The sequence below is a fragment of the Pseudomonas sp. P8_241 genome (genome assembly GCF_034008315.1).
Taxonomy (GTDB): Bacteria; Pseudomonadota; Gammaproteobacteria; order Pseudomonadales; family Pseudomonadaceae; genus Aquipseudomonas.
Genome location: NZ_CP125377.1, coordinates 1255386 through 1267874, shown reverse-complemented (window position 1 = coordinate 1267874; position 12489 = coordinate 1255386). Strand labels below are relative to the sequence as shown.

At 58.5% G+C, this 12489-nt stretch carries 12 protein-coding genes; 3 read left to right on the top strand and 9 right to left on the bottom strand.

The window, feature by feature from the left end; all coding sequences use genetic code 11:
• Positions 1-218: 218 nt before the first annotated feature.
• Positions 219-3173 carry a membrane-targeted effector domain-containing toxin gene (locus tag QMK58_RS05655; RefSeq protein ID WP_053162259.1) on the top strand — a complete coding sequence of 985 codons (2955 nt, stop codon included), beginning with the start codon at positions 219-221 and terminating at the stop codon, positions 3171-3173.
• Between the two features lie 86 nt (positions 3174-3259).
• On the opposite strand, the gene guaA is transcribed toward QMK58_RS05655, so the two are convergent.
• The 8 genes from guaA to QMK58_RS05615 form a co-directional block, all read right to left on the bottom strand.
• Entirely contained in the window at positions 3260-4837 is a 1578-nt protein-coding gene (gene guaA / locus QMK58_RS05650; protein WP_053162261.1) for a glutamine-hydrolyzing GMP synthase, read from the bottom strand.
• A 99-nt stretch (positions 4838-4936) separates the two neighbouring features.
• A complete protein-coding gene (gene guaB / locus QMK58_RS05645; protein ID WP_034150805.1) occupies positions 4937-6406 on the bottom strand; it encodes an IMP dehydrogenase in 1470 nt (489 codons plus the stop codon).
• A gap of 207 nt (positions 6407-6613) precedes the next feature.
• Positions 6614-7162, bottom strand: a complete 549-nt coding sequence (locus QMK58_RS05640; RefSeq protein ID WP_053162264.1) for a hypothetical protein — start codon at positions 7160-7162, stop codon at positions 6614-6616.
• A gap of 191 nt (positions 7163-7353) precedes the next feature.
• A complete protein-coding gene (purT, locus tag QMK58_RS05635; RefSeq protein WP_053162266.1) occupies positions 7354-8535 on the bottom strand; it encodes a formate-dependent phosphoribosylglycinamide formyltransferase in 1182 nt (393 codons plus the stop codon).
• Positions 8536-8622: 87 nt separating this feature from the next.
• The gene (locus QMK58_RS05630) at positions 8623-9090 is read right to left on the bottom strand and encodes a VUT family protein (protein ID WP_320395978.1); all 468 of its coding nucleotides are present in this window, start codon (positions 9088-9090) and stop codon (positions 8623-8625) included.
• Between the two features lie 146 nt (positions 9091-9236).
• Positions 9237-9452 (bottom strand): DUF1289 domain-containing protein, encoded by a 216-nt coding sequence (locus QMK58_RS05625; RefSeq protein WP_053162270.1) that lies wholly within the window; start codon positions 9450-9452, stop codon positions 9237-9239.
• On the bottom strand, positions 9449-9973 hold the full coding sequence (locus QMK58_RS05620) for a gamma carbonic anhydrase family protein (RefSeq protein ID WP_053162271.1): 525 nt from the start codon (positions 9971-9973) through the stop codon (positions 9449-9451). The genes QMK58_RS05625 and QMK58_RS05620 overlap by 4 nt, the downstream gene beginning before the upstream one ends.
• A gap of 54 nt (positions 9974-10027) precedes the next feature.
• A complete protein-coding gene (locus QMK58_RS05615; protein ID WP_053162274.1) occupies positions 10028-10627 on the bottom strand; it encodes a CoA pyrophosphatase in 600 nt (199 codons plus the stop codon).
• 147 nt (positions 10628-10774) lie between these two features.
• Between QMK58_RS05615 and QMK58_RS05610 the strand changes: the two genes are divergently transcribed.
• Both QMK58_RS05610 and QMK58_RS05605 read left to right on the top strand, forming a co-directional pair.
• Positions 10775-11326, top strand: a complete 552-nt coding sequence (locus QMK58_RS05610; protein ID WP_320395977.1) for an NUDIX hydrolase — start codon at positions 10775-10777, stop codon at positions 11324-11326.
• Positions 11327-11451: 125 nt separating this feature from the next.
• On the top strand, positions 11452-11955 hold the full coding sequence (locus QMK58_RS05605; RefSeq protein ID WP_053162278.1) for a L,D-transpeptidase family protein: 504 nt from the start codon (positions 11452-11454) through the stop codon (positions 11953-11955).
• 218 nt (positions 11956-12173) lie between these two features.
• Here QMK58_RS05605 and QMK58_RS05600 read toward each other — a convergent pair whose 3' ends face one another.
• Entirely contained in the window at positions 12174-12485 is a 312-nt protein-coding gene (locus QMK58_RS05600; RefSeq protein ID WP_053162279.1) for a YqfO family protein, read from the bottom strand.
• Positions 12486-12489 lie beyond the last annotated feature (4 nt).

The window sequence follows — 12489 nt, the reverse complement described above, 5'->3', positions numbered from 1 at the left end:
GACGCAGGCAAGTCACCGCTGGGCGATGAAACAGTCAGCTGTTTCAATGGAGCAGGTCGCCGACGGGCAACGGCTTTCAGCTGAAGGATGTGTAGTGTTTTCCTACAACAATTATCCAAAAATCCCAGCCCCCCTAATCACAGTCGGCCTACATATTCCATTGCTCCGACTCGCTCATAGTGCGATCCCTTACTCAGCAAAAATCTCAAGGATGAGAAATGAAAACATCTGACACAGAGACGGCAAGTGTATTGCCCTCGGCAGAAGACGAACTGTTACTTAAAGACCTTGTGTCCCCCTTTGTCGAGGCTTGTCCCGACATGCATGAGATGGCGCGAAACGAAGCGCAGAAGATCCTCGATAAATACGGGATCAAGAACATCGACCCGGATCACGTCTGGTGGCACCGTTTCGAAAACACTTCGGCCAGTAGTGCGCAAGCGTTTCTGGGTTGGGAGCACTACCCCAAGCCCATCGAATCGCTGACATTGCCACAACTGGTGATCCAGCGCTTCCGGTTGCATGACCAGGACAACGCTGATCTTCTGGACGGAGATGGAGGCTTTTACAGCCAGGACGCCTCAGCAACGATTTACAACGAAACCAATGAAGTCCGGATGTATCCAAGCCAAGTGATCAAGGATCTGTGGCGCATCAATTTCAGTGAGCTCTACCTGGAAAAAATGGAGCGTTTCTGGAGCCGTCATTCGGACGATTACCGAACCCTGGCCAAACTCAATTTCATTGCCAAGGCGCTGGAGGAGCATGACAGCTCGCGACTGAGCAACGAAAACCTCAAGACCGTGCTCATGGCCGTGGCACGGACTCTTTCATGGCCCGTGACACTGGACATGCTCAAGACCGAGAACTCGCCCATCGAAAAGTTGCGCGTCGCCCCCCTCCATATCGGTGGTTACATGTCGACCGATATTCTGCGGGTCGTCGATCAAAACGGCTGCCAGATTCTTTACACCCCGGGAGAGCTGGACGCTTTCCATGTCTTTGAAAGCCCCTATGACCTGCATTGGTGGCTGTTGTGTCAGACCAACCACGCTGATAACCGTGCGCGGTTCATGAGCCACTTCCCATTGTGGGCCCAAAAGCCGAAAGGTGACGAAGTGGGCTTGAACAATATGATCGACCTGCTCTTCGTGACGTGGGGCAAATACGATCACAGTCTTTTCGATACGGAGCACGGCGTTCTGGATAGTGACCCTTTCACCTGGTTGCGAGATCAGGTCAAGGAGCGCATGGCAGACGACGCGGCGCTATCGCTGCGCTCGAACGGGGATCTGCGGGAACAGATGTGGATCGGTTATCTGACGACTTTTTCGCGGTTGTTCGGGCCCATGGCCGTTATAGGCTGGCCTGCCGCCCTTGCCGCTGTCGGGGCCGGTCTGGCCAGCATTGGCTTGAACATCGATCAAGCCATCAACGGCATCGATGCAAAGGATCGCAAGAGTGGAGTCATTGGCATCATCGTCAGCACAATCGATACGCTTTTCAATCTGCTGGCACTTAAGGGCGCAGTCGAGCTGACGGAAGTCGGGAGCGCGAAAGAAGTGTTCACACCTCAAGAGAATCTCGCCACGAAGGTGGAACAACCTGTAGGCACAGTACCCAAAATCGCCGAACTCGCCCCTGGCAGGACCTACGTCCAGGAAGGGGAAAACCTGCTTGCCCCCTTTGAGACCAATGAAATACTCGATGGCCTTGAACCAATCAGCAATGAAGGCATGTACCGCAACATCTACCAGCCACCGAGCGGCGGCAACTACATCGAAATCGATGATGCGTATTACCTGGTTCGTTACGTCAAGGAAATGAAAACCTGGGCCATCATCGATCCCGCCAACCCTTATTCGTTTTACCGCAGCGTACCTGTTCGCCTGAATGCCGAGGGTGAATGGGAGGCTCTGACCCGTCTCGGGTTGAAAGGTGGCGGGAAAATTTTCGGCGCACGACCTTGGGGACGCGCTCCAGCACCCCTACCTGAAACGCCAAGTGTTTCAACAGCTTACGATGTGCCGGTGGAATTACGCGAGGAACTCAAGTCGCTCGGAAGCAACAAAATTGGTGGTCGCCCACTGGATGATCAGTTCGTCAACCTGGCTAACCCGGAAAACGCAATGGGCCAGTTCAAGGAGCTACGACGCACCTTGTACCGTGATGCACACGCGTTTTACGCCAACCCACCCTTGGCTGCACGCCCTACCGTCCCGACGTTCGGCTCCGTCAACAAGACAAAGGACATTATAAAGACCCTCTTCAAGAAGACCCCCAACCTGGTGATCGGCGAACAGCATGCCAGTGTCGGCAGCAAGCAGTTGCTGATCGAGAACATGGAAGTGCTCGCCAAACAAGAGGTCAAGACCCTTTACATGGAGCACTTGCTCACTGATTTCCACCAAGCCGACCTGGATATCTTCAACAAAGGTGGAGCCATGTCCGAGGATCTGGAAAGTTATCTCAAGCAACTTGATCAGGGGCACGGTACCGACCCTACCGGCCAGTACAACTTTCTGGAGGTGGTCAAGGCTGCACAGAAAAACCACATTCGAATACAAGCCATCGACTGCGCCGCCAGCTACCAGTCAAAAGGGATAACAGGTGCTTCCAGTACCTACCGGCAAGAAATGATGAACTACTTTGCAAAAACCGTGATTGATGCCGACCAAGTTGCCAAGGGTCCCCATCGCTGGGTAGCACTGGTTGGAGAAAGCCATGCCAACACCTGGAACGGCGTTGCCGGAGTCAGTGAACTGGAAGGCGGCATCGGTGTACGTGTCGAGAGCGCTGAAGCAGGTCAGGCCACCCGGATTGAAGTGGATCCGGGAAGAGTTGCAACTGATCCAGAAACGTTCCAGGCCAGCTCGGTCAAAAACGATTTGCGCCTGCAAATACAGCTGCCGCCCGCATTGCTCAGGGAGCAGGCATTGAATGCCGCCCTGACGAAACCCGGCATGATCACCGTCGAGAAAGCCGGTAGCCGCTTCGAGCTGATTCACCGCAGCCGAGCCGGCGCGCTGGAGCGCACCCCGATCAACTATGACAGCACAGGTTACTGGGTGAAACGCCCCACATGGGACATCAATCACCAACACTTCAGCACCTTCCAGGAGCTGGTCAATGCCCTTGATCGGATGGGCATGACTCGCGTACGCGTGCCCTGAAACGTAAAAAGGCTCCTGGCGTTACGCTCAGGAGCCTTTTACTGGAACCGGAGCCGAATTGAGGCGGTTCCGGTCATGTCAGGGGATCACTCCCACTCAATCGTCGCTGGCGGCTTGCTCGACACGTCGTAAGTAACGCGGGAGATGCCTTCGATTTCATTGATGATGCGGCCAGAAACGGTTTCCAGCAGTTCGTAAGGCAGGTGTGCCCAACGAGCAGTCATGAAGTCGATGGTTTCAACGGCACGCAGTGCCACGACCCAGGCGTAACGACGGCCATCGCCGACCACGCCCACCGATTTCACCGGCTGGAACACCACGAATGCCTGGCTGACCTTGTGGTACCAGTCGGCCTTGCGCAGTTCTTCGATGAAGATGTGGTCGGCACGACGCAGCAGGTCGGCGTATTCCTTCTTCACTTCACCGAGGATGCGCACACCCAGGCCCGGGCCCGGGAACGGGTGACGGTAGACCATGTCGTACGGCAGGCCCAGTTCCAGGCCCAGACGACGGACTTCGTCCTTGAACAGTTCGCGCAGTGGCTCGACCAGTTTCAGGTTCATTTCTTCCGGCAGGCCGCCCACGTTGTGGTGCGACTTGATCACGTGGGCCTTGCCGCTTTTCGCGCCAGCCGACTCGATCACGTCCGGGTAGATGGTGCCCTGGGCCAGGTATTTGATGTTGTCCAGTTTGTTGGACTGGGCATCGAACACGTCGATGAAGGTGCGGCCGATGATCTTGCGCTTCTTCTCCGGGTCGGCTTCGCCGGCCAGGTTGTTCAGGAACTGCTCTTCAGCATTGGCGCGGATCACCTTGACGCCCATGTTCTCGGCGAACATGGCCATCACTTGCTCGCCTTCGTGCAGGCGCAGCAGGCCGTTGTCGACGAACACGCAGGTCAGCTGGTCGCCGATGGCCTTGTGCAGCAGCGCGGCAACCACGGACGAGTCCACGCCGCCGGACAGGCCGAGCAGGACGTTGTCGGTGCCGACCTGGGCGCGAACCTGGGCGATGGCGTCTTCAGCAATCTTCGATGGCGTCCACAGGGCTTCGCAGCCGCAGATGTCGAGGATGAAGCGCGACAGGATGCGACCACCCTGCTTGGTGTGGGTCACTTCCGGGTGGAACTGCACGCCGTAGTAGCCGCGAGCATCGTTGAACATACCGGCAATCGGGCAGCTCGGGGTGCTGGCCAGGACGTGGAAGTCTTCCGGCATGCGGGTAACTTTGTCGCCGTGGCTCATCCACACGTCGAGACCGAACAGGCCATCGGCGTCGATGTGGTCTTCGATGCCGTCGAGCAGGCGGCTCTTGCCGACCACGTCAACGCGGGCATAACCGAACTCACGCAGCTCGGAACCTTCAACCTTGCCACCCAGTTGCTCGGCCATGGTCTGCATGCCGTAGCAGATACCGAAGACCGGCACGCCCAGATCGAAAACAGCTTGCGGGCAGCGCGGGCTGTTGGCTTCGTGAACCGACTCCGGGCCGCCAGCGAGGATGACGCCTTTAGGAGCGAACTCGCGGATCGCATCTTCGTCCATGTCGAACGGGTGCAGTTCGCAGTACACGCCGATTTCACGCACGCGGCGGGCGATCAGCTGGGTGTACTGGGAACCGAAGTCGAGGATCAGGATGCGGTGGGCGTGAATGTCGAGGGCCATGATTCAGTCTCGTCTAAAAAATTCGGAAACAGTCGTGATTCAGAAACAACTCGGGGCTGAATAAAACAGCCCCGGTTGCTTAGCTTGTTGCTTGAAGGCTCAACCTACGCGGTAGTTTGGCGCTTCTTTGGTGATCTGCACGTCGTGAACGTGGGATTCGGCCATGCCAGCGCCGGTGATCCGCACGAACTCAGGCTTGGTGCGCATTTCTTCGATGTCGGCACTGCCGGTGTAGCCCATCGAGGAACGCAGGCCGCCCATCAGCTGGTGGATGATCGCGCTCAGGGTGCCTTTGTAAGGAACACGCCCTTCGATGCCTTCCGGAACCAGCTTCTCGGCGCCTGCCGAGGAGTCCTGGAAGTAACGGTCGGAGGAACCTTGAGCCTGGGACATGGCGCCCAGTGAACCCATGCCGCGATAAGCCTTGTACGAACGGCCCTGGAACAGTTCGATCTCGCCCGGTGCTTCTTCAGTACCGGCAAACATCGAGCCCATCATCACGCAGGAAGCACCGGCTACGATGGCCTTGGACAGGTCACCGGAGAAACGGATGCCGCCGTCGGCGATCAACGGAACGCCGGTGCCTTCGAGGGCTGCGGCAACGTTGGCGATGGCACTGATTTGCGGCACACCGACACCGGCGACGATACGGGTGGTGCAGATCGAGCCAGGGCCGATACCGACCTTGACCGCGTCAGCGCCAGCTTCGGCCAGGGCCTTGGCGGCAGCGCCGGTGGCGATGTTGCCGCCGATGACCTGCACTTCAGGGAAGTTCTGCTTGACCCAGCGAACGCGGTCGATCACGCCTTTGGAGTGACCGTGAGCGGTGTCGACCACCACCACGTCAACGCCGGCGTTGACCAGGGCGGCAACACGGTCGCCGGTGTCTTTACCGGTACCGACGGCAGCACCCACGCGCAGACGACCTTGATCGTCCTTGCTGGCCAGCGGGTAAGCCTTGGCTTTTTCGATGTCGTTGACGGTCATCATGCCTTTGAGGGCGAATTTGTCGTCGACGATCAGCACGCGCTCGATGCGGTGCTTGTGCAGCAGTTCACGCACATCGTTCTTGTCGGCGCCTTCCTTGACCGTGACCAGACGCTCTTTAGGCGTCATCACTTCACGGACAGTGGCTTCCAGACGATTCTCGAAACGCACGTCACGTGAAGTGACAATGCCGACCAGGTCGCCATTGTGCAGCACCGGAACGCCGGAGATGTTGTGCATGCGGGTCAGTTCGAACAGTTCGCGCACGGTAGCGTCGGCGTCGATGGTGATCGGGTCCTTGACCACACCGGCTTCGTAACGCTTGACCTTGCGCACTTCGGCAGCTTGCTGCTCGATGGTCATGTTCTTGTGGATAATGCCGATTCCACCTTCCTGAGCCATGGCAATTGCCAGACGGGCTTCAGTGACGGTGTCCATGGCGGCGGAAACCAATGGAATATTCAGTTCGATGCCACGGGTAAGGCGGGTCTTGAGACTGACTTCGTTAGGAAGCACCTCGGAATAACCGGGCACTAGGAGAATGTCGTCGAATGTCAGAGCTTCTTGGCTGATACGCAGCATCGCGGGGGCTCCCGAGCGGGAAAATGGAAGCGCGCCATTATAGTCAGACACCCTCTCGGGTTCAATGTAAAACTCTGTCTATTATCGACGCGGTGATCGACGGGATATTTGAGGAGCATCGCCAGCAAGCCGGCTCCTACAGATTTGGCGTGATCTTGTAGGAGCCGGCTTGCTGGCGATCAACGATAACGCGGTCCATCAGACGCGCTACAACTCGACCTTCACCCAACTGACCGGTTGATCGAGCCAGTCGGCAAACTCATCGAGAAAGCTCTGCTTGAACCCGGCTTCGGCCCAGTTGTTGAAGATGAAACCGAGGTTGGAGAAGCCGCATTCCTGCAGGAACAGGAAGCCGTTGATGTCGTCTTCGTGCCCGCATTCCGGGCAGGTGAAGTTATCGGTGCGTCCCGGCATCCAGTCTTCCAGGCTTTCAAACAAGGCCTCTCCGACTTCCTTGCGACACTCGGCGCAGCCCGCTTCCTCAAGGAAACCCTTGGCCGGCGTATAGATGCAGCGTTTGGTGATGATCTCCAGGCCATTGACCGGCTCGCCGAACGGCAGGGCTTCGGGGTGCAGAACCACTGCACGTGCACCGTCGGCGATGGCATGGGCCATGCGATTGCCGGTGCGGCCACAGGTGGTGAGCTCTTCCTGGATGATGTTCTTGCGCACCAGCCATCGCACGATCGCCCGGGCCCGGGGCTCGTGCACCGGCAATGTGGAGATTTTCGGGACGATGATGCTTTGTGAATTCATGGGTACAGGCCTGAGGAGTGACCTGTAGGAGCGAGCAAGCTCCGGGCGGCGTTCCGACGATGGTCGCGAACGATAACGCGGGAAAATTGACACCCCGCGGCGTCCTCGAGTCCATCGCGAGCAGGCTCGCTCCTACAGGTTAAGCAATTGCGCGATGCCCAATAGAAGGTATAGGCCCGCTCAAGAGGTTTTTACAGTTCGACGACAACCGCCTGCGAAGCACGGGTCGCCTTGGCGCGGGCGGCTTCGATCGACTCGTCACGCGCCAGGGCCACGCCCATGCGGCGCTGGCCGTTGACTTCAGGCTTGCCGAACAGTCGCAGTGCGGTATCCGGCTCGCTCAATGCAGCGCCCAGATTGGCGAAAGCGGTCTGGGTCGACTGTCCTTCCACCAGAATCACCGCCGAGGCTGATGGGCCGAACTGGCGAATCAACGGGATCGGCAGGCCGAGAATTGCCCGTGCGTGCAGGGCAAACTGCGACAAGTCCTGGGAAATCAGGGTCACCAGACCGGTGTCGTGCGGGCGCGGCGAGACTTCGCTGAACCACACCTGATCACCTTTGATGAACAGTTCAACACCAAACAGACCACGACCACCCAGTGCTTCGGTCACGGCTTTGGCAACACGCTCGGATTCTGCCAGGGCAATCGGGCTCATGGCTTGAGGCTGCCAGGATTCCTGATAGTCGCCCTTCTCCTGGCGATGGCCGACCGGTGCGCAGAACGTGGTGCCGCCGACGTGGCGCACGGTCAACAGGGTGATTTCGTAGTCGAAATCGATAAAGCCTTCGATGATCACCCGGCCTTTGCCGGCGCGGCCGCCTTCCTGGGCGTAATCCCAGGCTGTTTTCACGTCTTCAAAGCTGCGCAACAGGCTCTGGCCTTTGCCCGAGGAGCTCATGACCGGCTTGACCACACAAGGGAACCCGAGGTCTTCGACAGCCTTGCTGTAATCCTCGAAGGTGTCGGCGAAGTGGTAAGGCGAGGTCGGCAGGTCCAGCTCTTCGGCGGCCAGGCGACGGATGCCTTCGCGGTTCATGGTCAACTGCGCGGCGCGGGCAGTCGGGATCACGGTGAAGCCTTCGGTCTCCAGTTCCACCAGGGTCGCGGTGGCGATGGCTTCGATTTCCGGCACGATGAAGTGCGGCTTCTCGGCTTCGATCACCGCACGCAGGGCGGCGCCGTCGAGCATGTTGATCACGTGGCTGCGGTGGGCAACCTGCATGGCCGGCGCGTTCGCGTAGCGGTCCACGGCAATCACTTCAACGCCCAGGCGTTGCAGCTCGATCACCACTTCCTTGCCCAACTCGCCACAGCCACACATCAATACGCGGGTCGCGGTCGGCGACAATGGAGTTCCGATACGGGTCATCTGAAGGTCCTCAAGATGCGGATCATCAAGGGATGCGTCGCCATGCGCGCTTCCCATGGGGAGAAAGCGCGGCATTTTACATGAACTTCAGCTGACCACAGCCTGTTTGCGCAGGCGCCAGGCCATGATCAGCCACACGGCGGTGACACCGGCGAACTTTGAACCGAGGGCGGTGAGGATCACACCCGGCGTCAGCGCATCGATCATGCCGAAAAAGATAAAGGTATCGAGGGGAATGCTCAGGGCCGAACTTATCCACAGGCGGTCGTGCAACGGGCGCTTGGTGATGCTGAACACCAGCCAGTCGATGCACTCGGACACCGCGAACGCCGTGGCGCTGGCCAAGGCAATGGAGGGGTCGGAAGTGATATAGGACAGCACCAGCGCCGCCAGCATCGCCACAATCGCGCCATGGCCAAAACGGGTTTGCACCATGTCGCGCAGGATAAACACCAGACCACCCCAGGCCGACCAGATGATGTCGAGATGCGGGGCGGTGGAAAAGGCGTAGTTAATCAGCACGACGCTACTGATGTAGGCGATCAGGAAGAGCATGGGGGCACCTGTCAATTTGGCGCACAGGATACTGTAGGAGCGAGCATGCTCGCGATGGTCGTGAACGATAACGTGGCAATCCTGACACCCTGCTGCGTTCGCGGGTTCATCGCGAGCATGCTCGCTCCTACAGTGAAAGCCGTTCGTCAATTCCCGGGTTTTGCGCCGATCATCCAGACAAGCCCACTGGCCTTCGCCCGCTCATGACACAACCCCAACACCTTGCGGCGCTCGTCGTTGTCCATGCGACTCCAACGAGTAATCTCTTCCACGGTACGCTGGCAACCGGTGCAGATATCATCGTCGTCCAGCGCGCAAATATTCACGCAGGGCGATGCTACCGGACGTTCGTTGGTGGTCATTCTTCCTGCTCAGCCAGATCGCGAGCATAGCGCTGAGCGTTGTGCACGTAATGAGCCGCACCCGCTTCGAGCATTTTCTTCTGCGCCTCGGTCAGTTCACGCACCACCTTGCCGGGCGAGCCCATGACCAGCGAACCGTCCGGGATCTCCTTGCCTTCGCCGATCAGCGAGTTGGCGCCAATGATGCAGTTCTTGCCGATCTTCGCGCCATTGAGAATCACCGCGTTGATGCCGATCAGACTGTTATCGCCCACGGTGCAGCCGTGGAGCATGGCGTTGTGGCCGATGGTCACGCCGGTGCCGATGGTCAATGGATATCCCATATCGGTATGCATCACGGTGCCGTCCTGGACGTTGCTGTTCTTGCCAATCAGGATCAGCTCGTTGTCGCCACGCAACACGGCGTTGAACCAGACGCTGGCGCCCTCTTCCAGTTTGACCCTGCCCACCAGCACGGCATTGGGTGCAACCCAGCTCTGTGGGTGGGTTTCGACGCGGGCGTCGCCCAGGCGGTATTTCATCTTGTAATCCTCAAGGCTCAGGCAGCCGCGGTTTTGGCCATTCGAAGGATGGCTTCAGGTATTGATGAAGCTTTTGGGTGGCTGGTGCAGGCTGATTTTCGCGTCATACAGCAGGTTGATCAACTCGACGATCATGATCGCCGTCAGCCCCCAGATCTTGAATTCGCCATAGCGATAGCTCGGCACGTACCAGCTGCGGCCCTGATAGTCGATGCGGTGGGTATGTTCACGCGGGTCCTTGCGGAAGAACTCCAGAGGCACGCTGAACACCGCGGCGATCTCGGCATCGTTGGCCTGGTACTCGACGAAATCTGGAATCACCCCGACATAGGGCGTGACCTTGATCCCATGCAGGGAGATCAACGGACTGAGGGGGCCGATCACCTCGACCAGCCCTGGCGGCAAGCCGATTTCTTCTTCGGCTTCGCGCAGGGCGGTGAAAATCAGGTCGGGATCTCCGGGATCACGGCGACCGCCCGGAAACGCCACTTCGCCGCCATGGGTCGATAGCCCGCTGGCACGCAAGGTCAGAACCAGCTCCGGCTCGTCACTGCGAGTGATGGGAACCAGCACTGCTGCCTCGGGAAAACGAAGGTCAGTCTCCAGCGTATGTGGAATGTGATTACTTACCCGATGCAGTAGCTCGTCCAGCATGAGTGTTCTCGATCTGTGCCTTACCCTGCATCATGCACCAATCATTGCGGTCGCCCAACCCCCGAAACAGCCCCATGTCGCGAAACGACAACTTGCCGACAGACACCGGCGCACGCCAAGATAGGCGCAGCATTCAGGAACCCAAGCATGAAATTTTGCAGCCAGTGCGGCAACCCGGTGACCCAGCGCATTCCCGAAGGCGATTCGCGCCTGCGTTTTGTCTGCGACAGCTGCCACGCGATTCATTACCAGAACCCCAATATCGTCGCTGGCTGCGTCGCCATCTGGGGTACCAAAGTCTTGCTGTGCCGGCGCGCCATCCAGCCACGCCTCGGCTATTGGACCCTGCCCGCCGGTTTCATGGAAAACGGCGAGACCATCGAGCAGGCGGCCATACGTGAAACCGCCGAGGAAGCCTGCGCCAGGGTGCGCAATCTGAGCATCTATACCCTGATCGACGTGCCGCACATCAGCCAGGTGCATGTGTTCTTTCGCGCCGAACTGGCGGACCTGGACTTTGCCGCCGGCCCCGAGAGCCTGGAAGTGCAATTATTCGACGAAGCGGACATCCCTTGGGACGAGCTGGCTTTCCGCACGGTGGGCCGTACCTTAGAATGCTTCTTCGCTGACCGGCGGACCGAGGTCTATCCCGTACGGTCCGAATCGATCCCGCCGCTTGCCCAGCCTGCCATTATCTGATGTCATCTCAACATCATTGCTAGGCGCTGGTAGATCGTCCGAACCCGGCCCGCGCCTTGGGCAGCGCCCACAAAAACACCTATAAATATATATATCGTCGCGACACCTCCTGGGGAATCGTTTCAATGCGCTGGTTGCTTGCCCTGTTATGTTTGTCGTTTGTCTCGGTGTCCCAGGCTTCTGCCGTGGAAACCTTGAACGGCAAGGTCATCGAGAAAATTCTGGTTCTCAAGTCTTCCCATCAATTGCAATTGATCAATGACGGCAAGCCGATCAAGACCTATCGCATTTCCCTGGGCAAACGCCCCAAGGGTCCGAAATTGATGGAAGGCGACAAACGTACGCCGGAAGGTTTCTATTGGGTCGACTGGCGCAAGGTCAGCGACCGCTTCAACCTGGCGATGCACATTTCCTACCCGAACATCAGCGATGCCGCCCGCTCACGGCGCGAAGGGGTCGATCCTGGCGGTATGATCATGATCCATGGCACCCCGGACACCGAAGAAAATCCGGAACACCTGTTCCACACCCTGGACTGGACCGACGGCTGCATCGCCATGCGCAACATGGACATGCGCGAAGTCTGGAACCTGGTGCCGGATGGCACGATGATCGAGATTCGTCCCTGACCTCGTTTTGAGTTGGGGCCTTTGTGGCGAGGGGGCTTGCCCCCGTTGGGGGCGCAGCGGCCCTGCCTTCAAAGAATTCGATATCAGATCTAAAGAAGGGGGCAGCTACGCAGTCCAACGGGGGCAAGCCCCCTCGCCACAGGGATCACATTCCTACGGGTATTAAAAAACCCGCTGAAATCGCTTTCAGCGGGTTTTTAGTTTCAACGGTGCGAGGATCAGAAATCCTCCAGTCGCCACACCTCATAAGCCGGTGTCTCGTAGGGATGGCTCAGTTTAAGCGCAGCCACTACCAAGCGAATCAACTCATCGGCCACCACCAGCTCAACCTTCCATTCCTCGACCTGTTCGACCTGCCCTGCTTCGCCAATGAACGGCTGACTGCCATCCAGCGGACGAAACTGACCAGTGCCAAGCACCTGCCAGGCACAGTGATCATAAGCACCGATCCGCCCGCCACCGGCGGCGAATACGGCGCTTTTGACCACGTCGACATGACTGTCGGGAACAAAAAAGCTGAGCTTGTACACGGCT

Excerpts from the sequence above, each read along its gene's own strand:
- QMK58_RS05655 (WP_053162259.1), top strand. The coding sequence starts at position 219 with ATGAAAACATCTGACACAGAGACGGCAAGTGTATTGCCCTCGGCAGAA.
- guaA (WP_053162261.1), bottom strand. The coding sequence starts at position 4,837 with ATGGCCCTCGACATTCACGCCCACCGCATCCTGATCCTCGACTTCGGT.
- guaB (WP_034150805.1), bottom strand. The coding sequence starts at position 6,406 with ATGCTGCGTATCAGCCAAGAAGCTCTGACATTCGACGACATTCTCCTA.
- QMK58_RS05640 (WP_053162264.1), bottom strand. The coding sequence starts at position 7,162 with ATGAATTCACAAAGCATCATCGTCCCGAAAATCTCCACATTGCCGGTG.
- purT (WP_053162266.1), bottom strand. The coding sequence starts at position 8,535 with ATGACCCGTATCGGAACTCCATTGTCGCCGACCGCGACCCGCGTATTG.
- QMK58_RS05630 (WP_320395978.1), bottom strand. The coding sequence starts at position 9,090 with ATGCTCTTCCTGATCGCCTACATCAGTAGCGTCGTGCTGATTAACTAC.
- QMK58_RS05625 (WP_053162270.1), bottom strand. The coding sequence starts at position 9,452 with ATGACCACCAACGAACGTCCGGTAGCATCGCCCTGCGTGAATATTTGC.
- QMK58_RS05620 (WP_053162271.1), bottom strand. The coding sequence starts at position 9,973 with ATGAAATACCGCCTGGGCGACGCCCGCGTCGAAACCCACCCACAGAGC.
- QMK58_RS05615 (WP_053162274.1), bottom strand. The coding sequence starts at position 10,627 with ATGCTGGACGAGCTACTGCATCGGGTAAGTAATCACATTCCACATACG.
- QMK58_RS05610 (WP_320395977.1), top strand. The coding sequence starts at position 10,775 with ATGAAATTTTGCAGCCAGTGCGGCAACCCGGTGACCCAGCGCATTCCC.
- QMK58_RS05605 (WP_053162278.1), top strand. The coding sequence starts at position 11,452 with ATGCGCTGGTTGCTTGCCCTGTTATGTTTGTCGTTTGTCTCGGTGTCC.